The 20328-nt window shown below is 73.7% G+C and carries 21 protein-coding genes; 7 read left to right on the top strand and 14 right to left on the bottom strand.

Annotated features, from left to right (window positions below):
• Positions 1 to 170: 170 nt before the first annotated feature.
• A complete protein-coding gene (locus tag F4692_RS14640) occupies positions 171 to 1103 on the bottom strand; it encodes an aminoglycoside phosphotransferase family protein (RefSeq protein ID WP_179620325.1) in 933 nt (310 codons plus the stop codon).
• A 24-nt stretch (positions 1104 to 1127) separates the two neighbouring features.
• Here F4692_RS14640 and F4692_RS14635 point away from each other — a divergent pair, with 24 nt between their 5' ends.
• Both F4692_RS14635 and F4692_RS14630 read left to right on the top strand, forming a co-directional pair.
• Positions 1128 to 1592 (top strand): XdhC family protein, encoded by a 465-nt coding sequence (locus tag F4692_RS14635; RefSeq protein WP_179620324.1) that lies wholly within the window; start codon positions 1128 to 1130, stop codon positions 1590 to 1592.
• 2 nt (positions 1593 to 1594) lie between these two features.
• Positions 1595 to 2686, top strand: coding sequence for a DNA glycosylase AlkZ-like family protein (locus F4692_RS14630; protein WP_179620323.1), 1092 nt, complete (start codon positions 1595 to 1597; stop codon positions 2684 to 2686).
• Between the two features lies 1 nt (position 2687).
• Here F4692_RS14630 and F4692_RS14625 read toward each other — a convergent pair whose 3' ends face one another.
• The 3 genes from F4692_RS14625 to F4692_RS14615 are packed head-to-tail and all read right to left on the bottom strand — an operon-like array spanning position 2688 to position 4471.
• Positions 2688 to 3260: a DUF3887 domain-containing protein gene (locus F4692_RS14625; RefSeq protein ID WP_218858426.1), complete on the bottom strand. Its 573-nt coding sequence runs from the start codon at positions 3258 to 3260 to the stop codon at positions 2688 to 2690.
• Positions 3253 to 3597, bottom strand: coding sequence for a hypothetical protein (locus F4692_RS14620; protein WP_179620322.1), 345 nt, complete (start codon positions 3595 to 3597; stop codon positions 3253 to 3255). Before F4692_RS14620 ends, F4692_RS14625 begins: the two co-directional genes overlap by 8 nt.
• Positions 3598 to 3628: 31 nt before the next feature.
• Complete coding sequence (locus tag F4692_RS14615) at positions 3629 to 4471, bottom strand: helix-turn-helix domain-containing protein (protein WP_179620321.1); 843 nt, start codon at positions 4469 to 4471, stop codon at positions 3629 to 3631.
• A gap of 51 nt (positions 4472 to 4522) precedes the next feature.
• Here F4692_RS14615 and F4692_RS14610 point away from each other — a divergent pair, with 51 nt between their 5' ends.
• Positions 4523 to 5086 carry a TIGR03086 family metal-binding protein gene (locus F4692_RS14610; protein ID WP_179620320.1) on the top strand — a complete coding sequence of 188 codons (564 nt, stop codon included), beginning with the start codon at positions 4523 to 4525 and terminating at the stop codon, positions 5084 to 5086.
• Between the two features lie 17 nt (positions 5087 to 5103).
• On the opposite strand, the gene F4692_RS14605 is transcribed toward F4692_RS14610, so the two are convergent.
• From F4692_RS14605 to F4692_RS14590, 4 genes are read right to left on the bottom strand one after another with little or no spacing between them, the layout of a single operon-like run.
• On the bottom strand, positions 5104 to 5559 hold the full coding sequence (locus tag F4692_RS14605; RefSeq protein ID WP_179620319.1) for a hypothetical protein: 456 nt from the start codon (positions 5557 to 5559) through the stop codon (positions 5104 to 5106).
• Between the two features lie 43 nt (positions 5560 to 5602).
• Complete coding sequence (locus F4692_RS14600) at positions 5603 to 6103, bottom strand: HutD/Ves family protein (RefSeq protein WP_179620318.1); 501 nt, start codon at positions 6101 to 6103, stop codon at positions 5603 to 5605.
• Positions 6100 to 7974 carry a translation elongation factor 4 gene (gene lepA / locus F4692_RS14595; protein ID WP_179620317.1) on the bottom strand — a complete coding sequence of 625 codons (1875 nt, stop codon included), beginning with the start codon at positions 7972 to 7974 and terminating at the stop codon, positions 6100 to 6102. Before lepA ends, F4692_RS14600 begins: the two co-directional genes overlap by 4 nt.
• A 9-nt stretch (positions 7975 to 7983) precedes the next feature.
• Complete coding sequence (locus F4692_RS14590; protein ID WP_179620316.1) at positions 7984 to 8424, bottom strand: hypothetical protein; 441 nt, start codon at positions 8422 to 8424, stop codon at positions 7984 to 7986.
• A gap of 22 nt (positions 8425 to 8446) precedes the next feature.
• On the opposite strand from F4692_RS14590, the gene F4692_RS14585 reads away from it, so the two are divergent.
• Positions 8447 to 9367 carry a DMT family transporter gene (locus tag F4692_RS14585; RefSeq protein ID WP_179620315.1) on the top strand — a complete coding sequence of 307 codons (921 nt, stop codon included), beginning with the start codon at positions 8447 to 8449 and terminating at the stop codon, positions 9365 to 9367.
• Here the strand turns inward: F4692_RS14585 and F4692_RS14580 are convergent.
• A complete protein-coding gene (locus F4692_RS14580; protein WP_179620314.1) occupies positions 9346 to 9873 on the bottom strand; it encodes a GNAT family N-acetyltransferase in 528 nt (175 codons plus the stop codon). The two genes, F4692_RS14585 and F4692_RS14580, sit on opposite strands and share 22 nt — an antisense overlap.
• Positions 9874 to 9957: 84 nt before the next feature.
• Between F4692_RS14580 and F4692_RS14575 the strand changes: the two genes are divergently transcribed.
• The 3 genes from F4692_RS14575 to rpsT all read left to right on the top strand — a co-directional run bounded on the left by F4692_RS14575 (position 9958) and on the right by rpsT (position 12285).
• A complete protein-coding gene (locus tag F4692_RS14575) occupies positions 9958 to 10917 on the top strand; it encodes a phosphotransferase family protein (RefSeq protein ID WP_179620313.1) in 960 nt (319 codons plus the stop codon).
• Positions 10914 to 11858, top strand: a complete 945-nt coding sequence (locus F4692_RS14570; RefSeq protein ID WP_179620312.1) for an aminoglycoside phosphotransferase family protein — start codon at positions 10914 to 10916, stop codon at positions 11856 to 11858. Before F4692_RS14575 ends, F4692_RS14570 begins: the two co-directional genes overlap by 4 nt.
• A 166-nt stretch (positions 11859 to 12024) precedes the next feature.
• Positions 12025 to 12285, top strand: a complete 261-nt coding sequence (gene rpsT, locus F4692_RS14565) for a 30S ribosomal protein S20 (protein ID WP_179620311.1) — start codon at positions 12025 to 12027, stop codon at positions 12283 to 12285.
• Between the two features lie 279 nt (positions 12286 to 12564).
• Here rpsT and holA read toward each other — a convergent pair whose 3' ends face one another.
• The 5 genes from holA to leuS all read right to left on the bottom strand — a co-directional run bounded on the left by holA (position 12565) and on the right by leuS (position 20229).
• A complete protein-coding gene (gene holA / locus F4692_RS14560; protein WP_179620310.1) occupies positions 12565 to 13551 on the bottom strand; it encodes a DNA polymerase III subunit delta in 987 nt (328 codons plus the stop codon).
• Positions 13552 to 13563: 12 nt separating this feature from the next.
• Complete coding sequence (locus F4692_RS14555; RefSeq protein ID WP_179620309.1) at positions 13564 to 15828, bottom strand: ComEC/Rec2 family competence protein; 2265 nt, start codon at positions 15826 to 15828, stop codon at positions 13564 to 13566.
• Positions 15829 to 15834: 6 nt separating this feature from the next.
• Complete coding sequence (locus tag F4692_RS14550; protein ID WP_179620308.1) at positions 15835 to 16671, bottom strand: ComEA family DNA-binding protein; 837 nt, start codon at positions 16669 to 16671, stop codon at positions 15835 to 15837.
• A 159-nt stretch (positions 16672 to 16830) separates the two neighbouring features.
• Complete coding sequence (locus tag F4692_RS14545) at positions 16831 to 17688, bottom strand: DegV family protein (protein WP_179620307.1); 858 nt, start codon at positions 17686 to 17688, stop codon at positions 16831 to 16833.
• Positions 17689 to 17730: 42 nt separating this feature from the next.
• Positions 17731 to 20229, bottom strand: coding sequence for a leucine--tRNA ligase (gene leuS, locus F4692_RS14540; protein WP_179620306.1), 2499 nt, complete (start codon positions 20227 to 20229; stop codon positions 17731 to 17733).
• Between the last annotated feature and the right edge of the window lie 99 nt (positions 20230 to 20328).

Here is a 20328-nt window from a genome sequence, read left to right as displayed (position 1 = left end):
ATGCTCGGAGCGTGGCGCGACGCACCACACAGCGGGGGCTGGGCTGCTGACTTGGGCTGTAACCTAGATCACGGTGTTTACCGAGCGGTAGCAAACCACCGCATTTGAGCGATCCAGTCGCCCGAGATGCGACTTTCGGCCCATGCCGGGTGGGTCCGGCCGGGACCGGCCTAGTCCTGGACCGCCTTGGTCACCGCGATGCAGCGGGTGATCCAGTCCCGCTCGTCGGCGTCGAGCCCTCGGCCCGCTGCGCGCGCGTCCTGCACGGTCCACGACGCGTTGACGACCATCCGGACGACGACCCAGTCCCGCGCACGGTCCTCGTCCAGCCCGCCGGCGTCGACGAGCGCGTGGAAGCGGCGGCGCAGCCCGTCGCGGACCGAGCCGACCGCGAGGGGCCCGCCCAGCTCCTCCATCCGGTTCCACAGCATCGGCGCCGGCTCGTAGTGCGCGTCGCCGGCCATCGGCTTCGGGTCGATCGCGTGCCAGTCCCCCGCGGCGTCGGCCAGCACGTTGGCGTAGTGCAGGTCGCCGTGCACCACGACCGGGGGTACGTCGTCGGCGAGGAGGTCGCGACCCAGCGACAGCGCCTGCTCGACGTACCTGCGCGGGATCGGGACGTCCCTGCCCAGCTCGTCGAGCTGGGCCAGCCAGCGCTCCACGGAGGACGACACGGTCGCGAGCTGCGGCATCGCGGGCACGTGCAGCCTGGGGTAGAGACCACCGACGGCCTCGCACGCCTCCACGTCCCAGGCGTCGCCCAGGTCGGGCCCGGGCAGCCAGTCCAGCAGCAGCGCGCGCCGTCGCGGGTCGGCCCGGCGCAGGCGTACGGCACCCCGTCCGCCCCAGTGCTGGAGGGCGAGCCCCTCGTGCAGCGACTCGTCGTCGCCGTCGTAGCCGATCTTGAGCGCCCCGGCCACCCCGTCCGCGTCGTCGACGGGGACCACGAGGGAGACGTAGCCGTGCAGCGGCTCGGCGGTCGGGGTGAGGTGCCACCCGGCCAACAGGTCCTCGACGAGCCGCGGCAGCCGGTCCAGCCAGTCGGTCCACCCCGTACCGGTACCGCGCGGCTCCCGCAGGGCTGCAGGGATGGTGACGGCCACGCCCGCGAGCCTAGGGTGAGCGTCATGACGCAGCGGCAGCAGCCCTGGTCCGACGAGGCGGTCGGGCACGGGCGGATCCTCGTGCTCAGCGACAACCCCATCGCCCGCGCGATCGCCGTCATCGCCTCCGCGGTCGGGCGCACGGTCGTCGTGGAGCCCGACGACGACGGTGGTCCCGGGCTCGACCCCCAGCCGGGGGACGCGGTCGTGCTCTGCGACCACGACGCCCCGGACGCGCCGACCGTCCTGCGAGCAGCCCTCGCGTCGCAGGCGTCCTACGTCGCGATGATGGCGAGCCGCCGCCGTGCGGCAGGCCTGCTCGACGAGCTCGTGGAGGAGGGTGTCGACGTGTCGGCGCTGCACGTGCCGGCCGGGCACGACCTCGGCGGCAAGGGCCCCGGTGAGATCGCGCTGTCGGTGGTCGCCGAGATCGTCGCCGGGTCCTACGGCCGTCCGGGCGGGCCGATGCGCGACCGGTCGCGCGGCTGAGCGTGGCGCTCACCTGGGACGACCTCGCGGGGGCGGCGCTGGCCCGTCAGTTCCCCGACGACCCCGGCACCGTCGCCGCCCGCGTGCACGCGATCGGCGACCTCCAGACCCAGACCGCGCGCTCTGCCTTCATCGGGCTCGGGGCGAGGTTCCCCGGCACGACGCACGCCGAGGTCACCGAGGCGTACGCCGCCGGCGACATCGTGCGGGGCAGCACGATCCGCGGCACCGTGCACACCGCCTCGCCGGAGGCGTACACCGTGCTCGCCGAGGCGACGCGGGTCGGGCAGCACGGCCGGTGGGCCCGGGTGCTGGGGATCTCCGAGGACCTCCTCGCCGAGCTGTGGACCTCGATCGAGGCGTACGCACGCACCTGGCGCACCCCCGACGAGCTGCGTGCGCACGTCGACGACTGGCTCGCCCGCCGGGCGCCGGGGTCGCTGGAGGCCGCCGCCGACGGGCCCGGGCGCTACCTGTCCTTCGCCCACGGGGCCCTGGTCCGGCGGCCCGCCTCCGGGGACAGGTGGGAGGGACAGGGCAAGCCGGTCTACGGCACCTTCGAACGCACCGGTCCGGCGACGCTCGCCGACGTGGTGCGCCACCACCTCCGCACCCACGGACCGTCGTCGCGGCAGGACGTGGCGTGGTGGGCCGGGATCCCGCTCAGGGCGGTGGAGGAGGGCCTCGACGGGCTGGACGTCGTCGAGGAGGACGGCCCCCGAGGACGGGCGTACGTCGACCTGCCCGGAGCGCCGCCGCCTCGCGAGCTGCCCGACGTACGCCTGCTGCCGGAGTTCGACGCACTGCTGTGCGGCTACGACTCCAGGGCGCGCGACCGCTTCGCCACCCCGGAGCACCACCGGAGGTTGTGGAACGAGTCCAACGGCATGCTGCTCCCGCCGCTGCTCGTGGACGGCCGGATCTCCGGCTTCTGGCGGGCTGCCGGGACCGCGAGGCGACGTCCGCTCGAGGTCACCTGGTTCGCGCGGACCCGCCGGCCGCGCAAGGCCGAGCTCGAGGTACCGGTCGCCGCCCTCGAGGCAGCACTCGGCATCACCGTCACGGACGTCTCCGTGGTGCGCGAGGTCGTCTGACTCAGAAGGGCAGGCCGGCGGCGCCGAGGGGCACGACGAGCAGCCCCAGGACCATGCCGTCGTGTCCGACGGCCACCCGGCCGTGCCACTCCCCCGCCTCGCAGACGAGGGTGGTGGCGCCCACCACCGTGCCCAGCACCGGGCCGTCCGCGGGCTCGCCCCCGGTGGGCTCGACGCGGGTGCCCTCGCAGCGGACCAGGTTGCCGGTCTCGGCCACCACCTGGGCCCATGTGCCGAGGACCGCCTCGCGGGTCAGGACCCGGGCGACGTCGTCGGGCAACAGCTCGCGCAGCTCGTCGTAGGCGCCGCCGTCGACGAGCGTGAAGACGCGCTCGGTGGTGGCGGTCACCGGGCCGCTGCGCTCGGCGGGGTGCGTGCCGGCCCCCTTCCTCGGGTCGCGGGGACTCCCGAACCTCTTGAAGGCGTTCTGCCGCGAGGTGCCGAGGGCCCCGCCGACGGCGGCCCAGCTGTGCCCGTTGGCCCGGGCGGCGCGTACGGCGTCGGCGAGCCCGCGCTCGGCGAGGTGGAGCGACGTCGCTGCCGCGCGGACGTCGTCCAGCCGCTCGTCACGCACGGTCCTCGGCACCCGCGCCGCGGACGGCGGCGCTGGTGGCGGGCACCACCGCGCCGGCCATGATGAAGCCGACCGCCCACCACGAGGCGCCGCCGCCCACGACGTACATCGCCCAGCCCAGCGCGACGGCCGCGACCGCTGCGACGGCGTACTGGCGCGCCGAGGTCCGGCCGCGAGAGGCAGGGGCACCGGCGTACGAGCCGGCGAAGAGCATCACCCACAGCGAGAGGGCCAGGACGGCGCCGGTGAGGAAGTAGGCCCAGCCACCGCCGGAGACCGCGCCGACGACGACGGTCACGGCGAGGGCGACGAGCAGGTGTCCCACGAGGTTCGTCATGGCACCACCGTCGCGCGTCGCGCGCGAAACGTCAACCGCTGGTTGACATCGCGCCGGGCTGGTCGCGGAGGTACTCCCCCGGGGTCATGCCGGTCACCGCGCGGAAGTCGTGGGTGAAGTGCGCCTGGTCGGTGTACCCCAGCTCGGCCGCCACCTGCGCTAGCGCCACCGTGCCGGACTTCAGCGCCTCGACGGCGTCGTGCAGCCGGCGACGCTGCACCAGCCACTTGGGACTGAGGCCGATGCGCTGCTCCACCAGGCGCTGCAGGCTGCGCTCGGACATCCCGAGCTCGCGGGCCACCTCCTCGACACGGGTGACCTCCGGGTGCTCCCGCAGCCAGTCGACCAGCCGGTTGACGAGCAGACCGGCGTCGTCGACGGGCAGGTGGGTCGCGAGCCACGCCTCGACCGCGCCGATGGCGGCGAGGTGGGCGGCCGGCGCGTGCGGGTCGGTCGCCATCGCCGCGCGCACCTGCTCCACGAGGCGCCCGTCGGGCAGCAGGTCGTCGAGGTCGGTCCACGTGTCGGTCAGGTCGGCGACCGGGCGTCCGAGGACCAGGCGTCCCGCCCCGGGTGTGAGCATGGTGCCGACCGCCCAGCCGTCGCCCTCGAGCGTGACGCTGGAGCGGCCGCGGGTGACGCCGTAGAGCCGGGCGTAGGTGTCGCTCACGACGACGAGGCACACGGGGTGCTGGAGCGTGCTCTGGGTCGAGGGCTCCGCGAGGGACCACACCGGGATCCAGTAGCGCTCGACCAGGTCGACGAGGTGGGCGCTCGGGGCGTAGCGGTGGATGGGTGGGGACGGCCGGCTGACGCCCGTGAGGTGGGCCCGGTCGACCGGGTCCACCGGACGCGGTGCGGTCTGCTCCGACATGTGTCGGATTATCACAAGCGCCACCGACACCGCGCCTGCGATCGTCGGGGCATGACCACGAGTGCAGACCGCTTCAGGGCCCGCGCCGACGCCTTCGCCGCCATCCTCGACGCCGCCGACGGCCGGTGGGACGCCGCCACCCCGTGCGACGACTGGACCGTGCGCGACGTCGTCGAGCACGCGATCGCCACCGAGCGCGACTTCCTCGAGCGCCAGGACCTGTCCCCCGGTCCCGCACCGGTCCTCGCGGACCTGGGCGCCGCGTGGCGCGAGCACGCGGCCGCCGTGGCGGAGGTGCTGTCCCGCGACGGCGTGGCCGAGCGGGAGTACGACGGCTACTTCGGGCGCACGACGATCGCCGCCACGATGGCCGACTTCTACGGCTGGGACCTCGTCGTCCACGGCTCCGACGTCGCCCGGGCGACCGGGCAGGCGTGGTCGGTCAGCGACGACGAGGCGGCCGCCCTCCACCGGACCGCGGACAGCTGGGGAGACGCGCTCTACTCCGAGGGCGTGTGCGCGGGGCCGGTGCCGGTGCCCGACGACGCCTCGCCGTCGGACCGGCTGCTGGCGCGGCTCGGCCGCGACCCGGAGTGGGTGCCGGCTGCCGGCTGACGGCGTCCAGCACCCCCTCAGGAACCGGTCCCGGGCCCGAGGCGCGGCGTCACCGTCGGCACACGTCCGCGTGGCGGGCTGCACGCGTTGGGGCTGGTCCTCGGGGCGCCGAGGGCGTACACCTGCGCGCTGCCCGCGTCCTTCCCGGTCACCCGGAACCGCCACCGGCCGGCCGTGCCCGACAACCCGCACGGCACGGTGCACACGACACGACCGCCCTCCAGGGACAGCCCGTGCGAGTACGGGGACGACACCAGCCCGCGTCGGTCGACCGGCCGGCCGTCGAGGCGGAGGTGCGACAGCTCGACCACTGGGACCGTCTCGCCGTCCGGGCCGGCGGCCGCCTCGACGACGAGCGAGGCGCCCACCTCCCTGACGACGTCCGCGCCGTTCTCGCACTCCTGGCCACCGCACCCGGAGAGGAGCGCAGCCGCGACGACCACCACCACGGCGCACGACCTCGACGGTGTCATGCCGGGTGGACGGCCGGGGCGCTCGCGCGGTTCCGCCGACCGGTCAGTCGCGCTCGAGGGTGACGACGGCGACCGTGCAGCGGCCGGCGACCTCGCCAGGGCCGACCACGAGGCTGCCGGCCTGCTCGCCCGTCAGGACGTACGCCGCCTGGTCGTCCGCGAGCGGGAGCGACGAGGAGCGCCCGAGCTCGAGGACGGTGACGAACGGCTGGACCGAGGCAGGGTCGACGACCACGTTGAGGACGCGGACCGGCCCCTCCGGCACCGACGCGACGACGGTCGCGGCGCCGGGGAAGGCGAACGGTCGCTGCGGCTCCACGACGTGCGGCTCGCCGTCGACGGTCAGGTCGAGGACCGGACCCTCGACGAGGGTCAGCACACGCAGGCGCCCCGCGAACGTCGAGAACGGCCCGTCGCGGTCGACGTCGGCCAGGCTGACCCGCCAGGCGCCGTCGTCGGCCACGGCCAGCTCACGCGTCGTGCCGCCGCCGTTGGCCCACGGCTGCGGGGGTACGTCCGCCGACCGAACCGTCCGAGCGGTCACTTCTTGCCGGACTTCTCCGCCGGCTGCGTCGTGGCGAGGGCGGCGACGAAGGCCTCGGGCGGCACCTCGACCGAGCCGATGTTCTTCATCCGCTTCTTGCCGGCCTTCTGCTTCTCGAGCAGCTTGCGCTTGCGGCTGATGTCACCGCCGTAGCACTTGGCGAGGACGTCCTTGCGGATCGCGCGGATGGTCTCGCGGGCGATCACGCGCGCACCGATGGCGGCCTGGATCGGCACCTCGAACTGCTGGCGCGGGATGAGGTCCTTGAGCTTGCCCGCCATCATCACGCCGTAGGAGTAGGCCGCCTCGCGGTGCACGATCGCGCTGAACGCGTCGACCGGCTCGCCCTGCAGCAGGATGTCGACCTTCACCAGGTCGGCGGCCTGCTCGCCCGAACGCTCGTAGTCGAGCGAGGCATAACCCTTGGTGCGCGACTTCAGCTGGTCGAAGAAGTCGAACACGATCTCGCCCATCGGCAGCGTGTAGCGCATCTCGACGCGGTCCTCGGAGAGGTAGTCCATCCCTTGCAGGTTGCCCCGCTTGAGCTGGCACAGCTCCATGATCGTGCCGATGTAGTCGGACGGCGCGAGGATCGTCGCCTTGACGACGGGCTCGCGGACCTCGGCGACCTTGCCGTCGGGGTACTCGCTCGGGTTGGTCACCTCGACCTCGGTGCCGTCGTCGAGGGCGACCTCGTAGACCACGTTGGGCGCGGTCGAGATCAGGTCGAGGTTGAACTCGCGCTCGAGCCGGTCGCGGGTGATCTCCATGTGGAGCAGGCCGAGGAACCCGCAGCGGAAGCCGAAGCCGAGCGCGCCGGAGGTCTCGGGCTCGTAGGTCAGCGCGGCGTCGTTGAGCTGCAGCTTCTCCAGCGCGTCGCGCAGCGTCGGGTAGTCGTCGCCGTCGATCGGGTAGAGGCCGGCGTAGACCATCGGGTTGGGGTGCTTGTAGCCGCCGAGCGACTCCGTGGCGCCGTGGTGCTGGGAGGTCACGGTGTCGCCCACCCGCGACTGGCGCACGTCCTTCACTCCGGTGATCAGATAGCCGACCTCGCCGACGCCGATCTCCCCGGCCTTGACGGGCTCCGGGCTGATCACGCCGACCTCGAGCATCTCGTGCACGGCGTTGGTCGACATCATCTTGATCCGGTCGCGGTGGCTCAGCTTGCCGTCGACGACGCGGACGTAGGTCACCACGCCCCGGTAGGTGTCGTAGACCGAGTCGAAGATGAGGGCGCGGGCCGGGGCGTCCGCGTCGCCCACCGGCGGCGGGGTCTGCTTCACGATCTCGTTGAGCAGCGACTCGACGCCCACGCCGGTCTTGGCGCTGGTCAGCAGCACCTCCTCGGGCTCGCACCCGACCAGGCCGGCGAGCTCGGCGGCGTACTTCTCGACGTTGGCGCTCGGGAGGTCGATCTTGTTGAGCACGGGGATGATGTGGAGGTCGGCGGCCATCGCGAGGTAGAGGTTGGCCAGCGTCTGGGCCTCGATGCCCTGGGCGGCGTCGACCAGCAGGATCGCCGCCTCGCAGGCCTCGAGCGAGCGCGAGACCTCGTAGGTGAAGTCGACGTGGCCCGGGGTGTCGATCATGTTGAGGACGTAGGTGCCGGGCTCGGCGCCCTCGGCGTTGCCGTCCGGGACGGTCCACGGCATCCGCACGGCCTGCGACTTGATGGTGATGCCGCGCTCGCGCTCGATGTCCATCCGGTCGAGGTACTGCGCCCGCGACGCCCGCTCGTCCACCACGCCGGTGAGCTGCAGCATGCGGTCGGCCAGGGTCGACTTGCCGTGGTCGATGTGCGCGATGATGCAGAAGTTGCGGATGATCGACGGGTCGGTCGAGCCAGGCTGGGGCGCGTTCTTGAGGCTCACGGACTGCTTTCAGGAGTACGACGGCGGGGTCGGGTCATTCTTCCACGCGGGCCGTGCCGCACCGAACCGGCGACGCCCGCGGGCCGCCTCGACGAGGAGGGCGACGAGGAAGACCGCCCACGTCCCCACCACGAGCGCACCGGCCAGCGCGGTGAAGAGGCCGACGGCCAGGGGGTCGGCTCCGGCGACCACGAGCCAGGCGGTCAGCGCGACGAGGGCGAGCGAGGGCACCACGGGCACCGCCCACGCCAGGGCGAGGAGACGGCCCGAGGAGCGGCCACGCGCTGCGGTCACGCCGCCGGCGACGGCGAGGACGAACAGCCCGGGCGCCGCCAGCACGCCGCCGCCCCCGGGGACGGCCACGCCGACGACGAGCAGCGCACCCGCGAGCAGCCACAGCCGCCGCAGCGGCGCCGTCGCGCCCGTCCCGCCCGCCACCACCGGCTCCATGACCGGACGCTAGCGTGCTGGCGTGGCCCAGCGGACCGGAACGAGCCTGCCCCTGGTCCCGGCCGCAGCCTTCGTGCTCGTGTGGTCGTCGGGCTACATCTCGGGCCCCGCCGCGGTCCACGCCGCGGCGCCGTTCTCGGTCCTGGGGTGGCGGTTCGTCCTGGCAGCCGTGCTCGCCGTCGGCCTGGCCCTCGCGCTGCGGCGCCCCTCCCGCATGGACCGGGCCACGCTGGGCCGGGTGGCGGCGGTGGGCCTGGTGATGAACGGCCTGCAGTTCGGGCTGATGTACGTCGCGTTCGATTTCGGCCTGGGCGCCACCCTGGCCTCGCTCTTCCACGCGCTGAGCCCCGTGCTGACCGCGCTGCTGGCCGCGGCGCTCCTCGGTGAGCGGGTCTCCGCCGTCCAGGTCGTCGGCTTCGTGGTCGGCGTCGCAGGCGTACTGCTCGTGCTCGGCTCCGACCTCGGCCACGCGGGCGGACCGGTGGCGGTGCTCGTCGGCTGCGTGAGCATGCTGACCCTCAGCCTCGGCACCCTCGGGCAGCGCTGGATCGGAGCGCAGCCCGACCTGCTGTGGTCGGCGGCCGTCCAGTTCGCCGTCTCGGCGCCGCCCCTGCTGGTGCTGGGCTGGACGACCGAGGGCGCCTGGCCGGTCACCGACGGGCGGCAGGCGCTCGTCGCCGTGCTCTTCCTCGCGATCGTGAACTCGATCGTCGGCCTGGTGCTGCTGTCGCTGCTGGTGCTGCGCGGCGGCTCGGGTGCGGCGGCCAGCCTGTTCTTCCTGAGCCCGCCGGTCACCGCGGTGCTCGCGTGGCTGGTGCTCGACGAGACACTCTCGCCGGCCCAGCTCGTCGGACTGGTCGTGGCGGTGGTCGGGGTCGGCGCGGCCACCCGGACCCGGCGGCCCGCGTCCCCGCTGCCGGTTCAGGACGTCGGCACCCAGTAGCGCCGCTTCACGCCGCGCACGTCCTCCAGCACGCCGCCCGCCGCCTCGATGACCCGGACGGAACCGACGTTGTCGAGGTCGCAGGTCACCAGCGCCGGGTCGATGCCGAGCTCGCGCGCCCACGGCAGGGCCTGCTGCAGCATCAGCGTGGCGTGGCCCTCGCGTCGCCGCGTCGGGCGTACGTCGTAGCCGATGTGGCCGCCCACCTCGAGGAGGAAGTCGTTGAGCACGTGCCGGATGGCGAGCCGACCGATGTAGGCGTCGCCGTCGACCCACCACAGCGTCGTGCACGGCACGTGCCACTCCAGCCGCGGCGTCTCGTCGAGGGCGTCGGCGCGGACCGCGTCGACGAACGCGGCGAAGGCGTCCGGCTCCGTCCATCCGGGGGCGTGGTGGTCGATCCAGGCCGCCGTCTGGCTGAGCTCCACGCCCTCGGCGACGAACTCGTCCATCGCCTCCAGGAAGGACTCGCGGACGGACGGGGTCGGCAGGACGAGCTCGGGCACGGCCCCATCGTGCCAAGCGCCGCGGCCCGCGCCCAACGGGATATCGGTTCGTGCCGGCGCAGGGCGTGGGGAAGGATCGGGCCCATGACCCGAGTGCCCCTGGCCCCCTACCCCGCCCCGCACGGGAGGACCGCCCAGCGGCTGGAGTGGGGCTTCCTGCCGCCGAACCTCCGGGCGTACATCGAGCGCAAGTGCGGGTCACCGGTCGTCTCGGCAACATCCCAGACCGGCGGCTTCACCCCCGGTTTCGCGTCGGTGCTCGTGTGCGAGGACGGCACGCGCCACTTCGTGAAGGCCGCGTCGGTCAAGGCCCAGCGCCCGTTCGCCGACTCCTACCGCGAGGAGGCCCGCAAGCTCGCCGCCCTGCCTGCGGACGTGCCGGCACCGCGCCTGCTGTGGACCCTCGACGACGACTGGGTCGTCCTCGGCATCGAGCACGTCGACGCGCGGGCACCGCACCGGCCGTGGGTGCGCGAGGACCTCGACGTCGTGCTCGACGCCCTCGAGCAGGTCGCCGACGTGCTCACGCCGCCGCCCGCGGGGCTCGCGCTCGACGACGCCGCCGACGACTTCGCGCCGCTCGTGGAGGGGTGGCCGGACCTGCGCGTACGGCGTACGGACCTCGACGCGGCCCACCTCGCCGAGGCCGAGGCACTCGCGCTGCGTCACGCCGAGGTCGTCGGCGGCGACACGCTCGTGCACACCGACGTCCGCTCCGACAACGTCCTCATCGCCGCCGACGGACGCGCCCTGGTCTGCGACTGGAACTGGCCGGTCCGCGGCGCGGCGTGGTTCGACTCGTTCGCCGCCCTGATCGGCGCGCGCGGGGACGGTCTCGACGTCGACGAGGTGCTGGCGTCGCGGCGGCTGCTGAAGGACGTGGGCCCCGAGACGATCGACATCGCGATCGCCCTCCACGTCGGCTACTTCCTCACCCAGTGCGAGCTCCCCGTGCCGCCCACGTCGCCGCACCTGCGCGACCACCAGCGCTGGCAGGGCGAGGTGTGCTGGGACTGGCTCGCCGAGCGCCGGGGCTGGGCGTGACCGCCCCCCGCGCGGTCGGCGTACGCCTGCCCTTCGCCGCCGTGCCGGCCGCCGTGCGGGCGTGGGTCGAGGCCGAGCTCGGCTCGCCCGTCGTGACCACGGTCGAGCAGGTCGGCGGGATGTCGCCCGGCTGCGCGACCCGGGTGACGTGCGCCGACGGCACCCGCGCGTTCGTCAAGGCGGTCGGCGACGAGCTCAACCCGGACACCCCGGGCCTGTTCCGACGCGAGGTCGCGGTCCTCACCCACCTCGGGGCCCACCCCCTGTGGGCGCGGCTCCTCGGCTCCTACGACGACGGCGCCTGGGTGGCGCTGCTCATCGAGGACGTCGAGGGACGGCACCCCGACTTCACCGACCCCGACGAGCTCGACGCCGTCCTGTCCGGGGTCGACCGCCTCGCCGCGGTCCTTGCCCAACGGGACGTGCCGGACTCGGTCGACCTCGTCCCGGTCTCCACCGTCTTCAGCACGTGGGCGGAGTCGCTCGACCGCCTCGCTCAGGCTCCTGCGCAGACCCCCGTGCCCGACTGGCTGCGCACCGACCCGTACGGCTGGGCGGCCGTGCTGCGTACGCAGGCCGGGCGGCCGATGCCGCACGTCGTCCACTGGGACATCCGCGTCGACAACCTCCTCCGTCGCCCGGACGGTCGCATCGTCTTCGTCGACTGGGGCACCACGGCCCGGGGTCCGGCGTGGGCCGACCCGCTCCTGGCCCGTTTGGAGCGGGTCGACGAGCCGTGGTTCGACGACTCGATCGCCTCCTCGCCCGCGCTCGCGGAGGCGGGCGACGAGGTGGTGACGGCGTTCCTGGCGGGCTTCGGCGCGCACCTGGCCGTACGCTCGGTGGTGGCCGTCGACGTCAACCTGCCCACCCTCAACGACTTCCGTCGCACGGAGTCGCGGCGCATGCTGGGGGCCGTCGGCCGGCGGACCGGCCGGTGACGCCCGACCTGCGCCCGGGCGATTTGGGCGCTCGCGCGGCCTGACGGTAGTGTTCCTCACTGCATGTCCGGCACCCGACCCTCACCTCATCTGAGCGGGGGGTTGCCAGGCAGCCGACAGGCACCAGACTTCCTTCCCGACCAGTTCTAGCTCCGAGGATTCACACGTGGCGAACATCAAGTCCCAGATCAAGCGCAACACGCAGAACGAGGTGCGCCGTCAGCGCAACCAGGCCGTCAAGTCGCGCCTGAAGACCGCCGTTCGCAAGTTCCGCGAACTGTCCGAGGGTGGCGACAAGGACGCGGCCGTGGCCGCCGGCCGCGACGCCATGAAGGCCCTCGACAAGGCCGCCTCCAAGGGCGTCATCCACGCCAACCAGGCCGCCAACCGCAAGTCGTCGATCGCCAAGAAGGCCGCGTCGCTCTGACCCGGCCCTCCTGCTGACACCCGCCCTCGTGGCGGGTGTTTCGCATTTCGGGGCCACCACCGCCACACGTGTCCGCGAAACCGCCCCCAGACCGACCCGACGAGGGCCACCACCGCCACACGTGTCCGCGCAACCGCCCCCCGGCCGACCTGGCGAGGACCCCCACCGCCACATGTGTCCGCGCAACTGCCCCCCGGCCGACCTGGCGAGGACCACCACCGCCACATGTGTCCGCGCAACTGCCCCCGGCCGACCTGGCGCCGACCAACGGGGCTCGGGTCAGCGGGCGTCGCGCAGCCCGGCGACGGTGAGCACGAGCCGCTCGAGGGTGTAGGACGCATCGTGGGCCTGGCCCTTGATGTCGGCGTCGGCGTGCGCGACCGCGCGGACCGCGGCGGCGATGCCGTCGGGCGTCCACGCGCGCGACTGGTCGCGCACCGTACGGACCTTCCACGGGGGGACGCCGAGGTCGCGGGCCAGGTCGGCGTCGCGCGCGCCGCGTGACGCCCCCAGGTAGCGCGCCAGGCTGCGGGCCGACGCGGCCATCGCCGAGGTGACGAGGACGGGCGCGGTCCCGGAGTCGAGCGCCCACCGCAGCTCCTCCAGCGCGACCGCTTGCTTCCCGGCGAACGCGGCGTCGGCCACCGTGAAGGACTTGGCCTCCGCCCGTCCGCCGAAGTAGCGCTGGACCTTGTCGACGGTGAGCTGCTCGCCGTGGAAGTCGTTGGTGAGCTGGTCGGCCGCGGCCGCCAGCGAGCGCAGGTCGTTGCCGACGGCCTGGACGAGGAACGCCGCGGCGTCGGGCGCGATCTTGGACCCGTGCAGCGCGACCTCGGCGCTCACGAAGGACGCCATCTCGCTCGGCCTGACCTCCTCGGACTTCACCTCGGTGACCGGTGGGAGCTTGCGGAGCTTGGTGAGCACGCCGCTGCCCTTCTGCCCGCCGGAGTGCACGAGCACGAGCGCGACGTCGTCGGCCGGTGCGGCGCAGTAGTCGAGGAGCCCGTCGACCGACTCGTCCGGCAGGTCCTCCAGCCCGCGCACGATCACGCAGCGGATCGAGGAGAACAGCGACGGCGCCGACATCTCGCCGAGCGACGCCAGGGTGAGGTCGGCCGCCATCGACTCGGCGAGCTCGGCCTCGGCGTCGTGCGCCCGGACCGCCTCGCGGACCGATGCGACCGTGCGCGCGGAGAGGAACTCCTCCTTGCCCGTCACGAGGACGACGTGGCCGAGGACCTGCGCGGCGGAGGGGGTGCGTGCCATGGTGCGGCGATCCTATCGGTGGGTGACGACACCGACGCCGTCCTCCCTCGCCACGATGACGACGTCGCCCGCCAGGTCCGTACGCCACACCCGCATGCCGGCCGCCCCGAGTGCGGTGAGGAGGTCGGGGGCGGGGTGTCCGTAGTCGTTGTCCTCCCCCACCGACACCAGCGCGACCCGGGCGCCGAGGGACGTGAGCCAGTCGGTGTCCTGGTGCCGGCTGCCGTGGTGCGGCACCTTGAGCACGTCGACCTCCAGCCCGGCGAGATCGCGCTCGAGCGCCGACTGCGCCGAGGGCTCGACGTCACCGGTGAGGAGCAGGCGGATCCCGGCGACCTCGGCCACGAGCACCACGCTGGCGTTGTTGGCCGCGCTCTCGGCCGGGTCGGCGCGCGCCCCGGGCCGGGGCCACACCGTCTGCAGCGTCACCGCGCCGACGTGGCGCGTGAGGCCGTACGCCGTGGGCGCGGGCACGGTGCCGAGCGCGTCCGTCACCGCGTCGACCCCCGACGCCGGCTCGAGCACGCCGGTCGCCTCGACCGCGCCCACCGTACGGCCGCCGAGGACTCCAGACAGGCCGTCGACGTGGTCGGCGTGGAAGTGGGTCAGCACGACGAGCGGGACCTCGTCGACGTCGAGCCGGTCGAGGCAGGCGTCGATCGAGACGGGATCGGGGCCGGCGTCGACGACGACCCCGGCCCGTGGACCTGAGCGCAGGACCAGTCCGTCGCCCTGCCCGACGTCGCACATGGCCAGGACCCAGCCCGCGGGCGGCCACCCGGGGGTGGGCGGGCGTACGAGCATGACCACGACCAGCAGTCCCGTGCACGCCAGGGTGGAGCCGGGGCGACCGAGCAGGCGCGGGGCGAGCGGCACCGAGAGCAGGCACAGGAGCGTGAGGAGCGCGAGCGGCAGTGGTCCCACGCCCCAGTCGACGGCCGCGGTCGGCACGGCTGATCCCCAGCGGGCGACGTGGATGATCCAGCCTGCGGACCATGCGGCCGGAGCAGCGACCAGGACGCCGAGCGGGGACCAGACCAGGCCCAGCAGCCCACCGGCCAGGCCGAGGACGGTCGCCGGGGCGACGGCGGGCGCGGCGAGCAGGTTGGCACCGACCGCGACCAGGCTGACCTGACCCGACAGCGCTGCCACGACGGGCGTGCAGGCGACCTGTGCGGCGAGCGGCACGGAGACCGCCTCGGCCGCCCAGCGGGGGGTCCACCGCATGAGTGCGTCGCGCCAGACCGGTGCGAGGAGGAGGATCCCGCCGGTCGCCAGCACGGACAGCGCGAACCCCGCAGTGACCGCCAGCCGGGGCCACACCAGCAGGAGCACGAGCACGGCGACACCGAGACCGCGCACCCCGCGCGAGCGACCGTTGCTGCCCATCCCGACGAGCGCCACCGTGCCCATCGCTGCCGCGCGCACGACGCTCGGCTCCGCGCGGGCGGTGAGGACGAACCCGGCGATCCCGACCGCCGCGACCACGTGGAGCCAGCGGCCACGCACGCCCAGCCAGCGCCCGAGGACGAGCAGGGAGCCCACCACCAGCGTGAGGTTGGTGCCGCTCACGGCCAGCAGGTGCGTGAGGCCCGTGGTCCGGAAGTCGTCGGCGAGGTCGGGGTCCAGCCCGCCGTCGTCACCGACCACGAGCGCCGGCACGAGCTCGCGGGCGTCGGCGTCGCGGCCGGCGACGGCCGCGCGCACCGCACGACGCACGGCAGCGGCCGCGTCCCACCAGACGTCGGGCTCGGCGAGCACCTCGGGTGGCCCGGTCGGGCGGACGAGGGCGGCGACGTCGTCGTCGGACTCGACGAGCCGGGCCGTCGTCGCCAGCGTGGTGCCCAGCGGGAGCCGTGGCCAGGCCGCCTCCGCCATCACCACGACGGGCGCGTCGAGCGTCCACGCCCTCCCGCGTCCCTCCACCCGCAGGACCCGGGCACGCACGACCTGCAGGTCGCCGTACTGCCCGGCCACGACGCGCACGTCCGAGGTCAGCTCGAGCCGCAACCGGACCACCGCGCCCTCGCCGGCCAGCGCGGTCAGCGGTGAGGTGGTGACCACGGCCTGCTGGAGCGTGGCGACCCCCGCGACGGCGGCGAGCGCGGCGACCGGTCCGAGCCAGCCGAGCGCCGACCTGTCCCTCGCCACGAGGAGGATGCCACCGCCCACCACCGAGCCGACCGCGCCGAGGGCCCACCACCCGGGCAGCAGGAGCACGAGCAGCGCCCCGCCCCAGGCACCGGCGCCGAGCGCGAGGGCGCGGACGTCGGGCACGGCCGGTCAGATGGTGACGAGCGGGGCGAGGTCGTCGAGGGTGGCCGGTCCGATGCCGTCGACCTCGAGCAGCTCGTCGACCGAGGTGAAGCCGCCGTTGTCCTCGCGCCACGACACGATCGCGTCGGCGGTCACGGGGCCGACCCCGGGCAGCGTGTCGAGTGCGGCCTGGTCGGCGGTGTTGAGGTTGACCAGGGTGCCGCCCTCGGGCAGGGGCTGGTCGAGGGTGCCCGCCACGCCGCTGGCGGGCGCGACCCCGACCAGGATCTGCTCGCCGTCGACGACCGGGCGGGCGAGGTTGAGCGCGGTGAGGTCGACCCCGTGGCGCGCTCCCCCGGCCGCCTCGAGCGCGTCGACGACCCGTGAGCCCGCCGGGAGGAGCGCGATGCCGGGGCGCCGGACCTTGCCCGCCACGTCGACCACGAGGTCGCCCGTGGGCTCCTCCGCTGCGGCCACCGGCGCGAGCGGCTCGGGCTCGGTGCTCGTGCCGCTCGTGCCGGCCACGTCCGCCAGCGGCACCACCTCCGCCTGGTCGCGTACGGCCCACCAGGCGGCCAGCCCGACCGCCACCGCCGCCACGACCGAGACGACCGCGAGGTGCACCGGTCCGAGCCGCAGCGCACCGATCCGGACCCGTCGCGACGCGTGCCGCCCCGGCACGGGCAGGACCACCGGGGCGGGGAGGTCGGCGGTGAGCGCGTCGGGTCGCTCCCGGACCCGGGTGTGCGCCGACGAGGTCACGTCGTCGTCCTCGCGCCGGACGGCGGCGAGCTCGGCGCTCAGGGTCGCCAGCCGCCGCGACACCGCCTCGGCGTGCTCGGAGGACGACTGGGATCGGCGCATGCCTCCACGCTAGGAACGCCCGGTCGCCCGCCGACAGGGGTGATCGGCAATCTGTGGACAGCCCGGCGACGCGCCACCATGGGATGTCGGTCGGTCGTCACTTCCCCAGGTCAACGAACCGAGGGATGCGCAGGTTCGTCTGCATCCCATGGTGAAGCATCACGGGCGCGGCGAGACGCAGACCGCGACCATGCCGGGCCCCACGTGCGCACCCAGCACGGCGCCGAGCTCCCCGCACATCACCTCACGGCCCTCGAGCCCGTCGGCGAGCCGCTGGGCGAGTGCCGCGGCGAGCTCCTCGGCGCGCGACGCGTTGGCGAGGTGGGACACGCAGACGTCGACCGGCCGGTCCCCGGCGGCCTCCACCGCGAGCTCGGCGAGGCGTGCGAGCGCCCGGGAGGCCGTACGCACGCGCTCGCGCGGGACCACGCGGCCGTCGGCGATCTCGAGGAGCGGCTTCACCGACAGCGCGCTGCCGAAGATCGCGGCGGCGGCACCGATCCGGCCGCCGCGGCGCAGGTGCTCGAGGGTGTCGACGTAGAACAGCGAGGACGACGCCTCGCCGCGGGCGAGGGCCGCCTCGGCGGCCTGCTCGCCCGTCCCGCCGGCGTCGAGCACGTCGCAGGCGGTGAGGGCGGCGTAGCCGGTCGCGATGCCGACCTGGCCGGAGTCGACGACGTGGACCGGCAGGTCGACCTCGAGCGCGGCGAGCTGCGCCGACTCGAAGGTCCCGCTCATCTCGCCCGACAGGTGGACCGAGACGATCTCGTCGACGCCCTCCGCCTCGAGGGCACGGTAGAGGTCCGCGAAGAGGGCGGGTGCGGGCCGGGAGGTGCTGACCGGCACGAAGTCACGCAGGGCCTCCGCCACCACGTCCGGGGTCGCCCCGTCCGGGCCCTCGTCGAGCACCCTGGCGCCGATGACGACCTGCAGCGGCACGACCCGGATGCCGCGAGCCTGCGCCACCTCGGCGGGCAGGCTCGCGGTCGAGTCGGTCACGACCACGACACGGGACATGTCGCGACCCTAACGGCAGGCGGAAGGCTCGGACGTCGGTGCTCAGACGACGATGTTCACCAGCTTGGGAGCACGCACGATCACCTTGCGGACCGTCGCGCCGTCGAGGGCACGACGGACACCCTCGTCGGCGAGGGCGGCAGCCTCGAGGTCGGCCTCGGAGATGTCGGGTGACACCTCCAGGCGGCCGCGCACCTTGCCCTTGACCTGGACGATCGCGGTGACGGTGTCCTCGACCAGCAGCGCCTCGTCGACGGCCGGCCAGCCCGCGCGCACCACCGTCGGCTCGTGGCCCAGCCGCTCCCACATCTCCTCGGCCGTGTAGGGCGCGACCAGCGAGAGCAGGATCGCGACGGCCTCGGTCGCCTCGCGGACCGCCGGGTCCTCGGGGCCGCATCCGGAGTCGATCGCCTTGCGGGTGGCGTTCACCAGCTCCATGACCCGGGCGACCATCACGTTGAACCTGTAGGTCTCGACCAGGCCGGCCGCGTCGTGGACCGTCCGGGCGGTCGTACGCCGCAGCGCCACGTCGCCGCTCGTCACGTCCGCTCCCGGGGCCGAGGTGACGTCGCCGGACAACCGCCAGGCGCGCTGCAGGAAGCGCAGCGACCCGTCGGGCGACATGTTGGCCCAGTCGATGTCGTCCTCCGGCGGGCCCGCGAACACCAGCGTCAGGCGTACGGCGTCGACACCGAAGGCGGCCAGCTGGTCGCCGAGGTTCACCCCGTTGCCCAGCGACTTGCTCATCTTCTTGCCCTGGTTGATCACGAAGCCCTGGTTGAGCTGGGCCGACCACGGCTCGCGGAAGTCCACCAGGCCCATGTCGTTGAGGACCTTGGTGAAGAACCGGCCGTAGAGCAGGTGCAGTACGGCGTGCTCGACGCCGCCGACGTAGAGGTTGGACGGCATCCAGGCGTTGACCTTGGCGCTGTCGAACGGCTGGTCGTCCTCGTGGGGCGAGCAGTAGCGGAACATGTACCAGGACGAGTCGACGAACGTGTCCATCGTGTCGGTGTCCCGCGTCGCCGGGCCGCCGCAGGACGGGCACTCGACGTTGACCCAGTCGGTCGCCCCGCCCAGCGGCGAGGTGCCCTTGGGCTTGAGGTCGGCGCCCCTGAGCATCGGCAGGGTGACGGGCAGCTGGTCCTCGGGCACCGGGACCTCGCCGTCCACCGGGCAGTGGATGATCGGGATCGGGGCGCCCCAGTAGCGCTGGCGGCTCAGCAGCCAGTCGCGCAGGCGGTAGTTGACCGCGCCGGAGCCCCGGCCGTCGGCCTCGAGCCGCGCGATGATCGTGCGGATGCCGGAGACCTTGTCGCTCAGCCCGTCCAGCTCGCCGGAGTTGACGTACGCCCCGTCGCCGGAGGTCGCGACGAACGTGTCCTCCGGATCCTCCTCCCCCGGCACGTCGATGACGCGCCGCACCGGCAGGCCCATCGCCTTCGCGAAGTCGAGGTCGCGCTGGTCGTGCGCGGGCACGGCCATGATCGCGCCGGTGCCGTAGTCGGCCAGGACGTAGTCGCTCGCCCAGACCGGGATCTCCTCGCCGGAGACCGGGTTGGTCGCGGTGATGCCCAGGTCGACGCCGGTCTTGGGTCGGTCGGTGGCGAGCCGGTCGATGTCGGAGGCCTTGCGCACCTCGACCAGGTAGTCGGCCAGGGCCTGCGCCCGGTCCGGGTGGACGATCTCGGCGGCCAGCGGGGCGTCCGCGGCCACCACCATGAACGTCGCGCCGTACAGCGTGTCGGCACGTGTCGTGTAGACCTCGATGTCGCGCTCACCGCCGGCGGTGTGCAGCGTGAAGGAGACGTGGGCGCCCTCCGAGCGACCGATCCAGTTGCGCTGCGCCGTGACGACGCGGTCCGGCCAGGTCTGCTCCAGCTCGTCCAGCCCGTCGAGCAGCTCCTGGGCGTAGTCGGTGATCTTGAAGTACCACTGGGTCAGCTCCTTCTTGGTCACCTCCGCCCCGCACCGCTCGCAGAAGCCGCCCACGACCTGCTCGTTGGCCAGCACGGTCTGGTCCTGCGGGCACCAGTTGACCGGGCTGTTCTTGCGGTAGGCCAGGCCTCGCTCGTAGAACTTCAGGAACAGCCACTGCGTCCAGCGGTAGTACTCCGGGTCGCTGGTGTTGAAGGTCCGCGACCAGTCGAACGACGCGGCGTAGCGCCGGCACGACTCGATGGAGCGCGCGATGTTGGCGCGCGTGTAGGTGTCGGGGTGCTCGTCGTTGCGGATTGCGGCGTTCTCCGCGGGCAGGCCGAAGGAGTCGAACCCCATCGGGTTGAGCACCTCGTAGCCCCGCTGCCACCAGTAGCGCGCCACCACGTCGTGCAGGGCGAACACCTCGGCGTGACCCATGTGCAGGTCGCCGCTCGGGTAGGGGAACATCGTCAGCGCGTAGCGTTTCTCGCGCGGGCTGTCGTCATCGGCGCGGAACGGCTCGAGGTCCTCCCACACCTGCTGCCACTTGGTCTCGGTGGCGGCGATGTCGTACGTCGTCCCGTCCTGGTTCGAACCGGGGGTGCTCTGCTCGGAATTCATCTCTCTCGCTCCTGGTGGTTCCGGCTCCCGACATGAAAAAACCCCTCACACATGGAGGGGTGGCCGCGATGACTGCCTGGACGGTGAGTCAGCGCGGCT

This window comes from Nocardioides cavernae (assembly GCF_013410035.1).
In the GTDB taxonomy this organism is placed as follows: Bacteria; Actinomycetota; Actinomycetes; order Propionibacteriales; family Nocardioidaceae; genus Nocardioides; species Nocardioides cavernae_A.
This window is presented reverse-complemented; position numbering and strand designations above follow the sequence as displayed.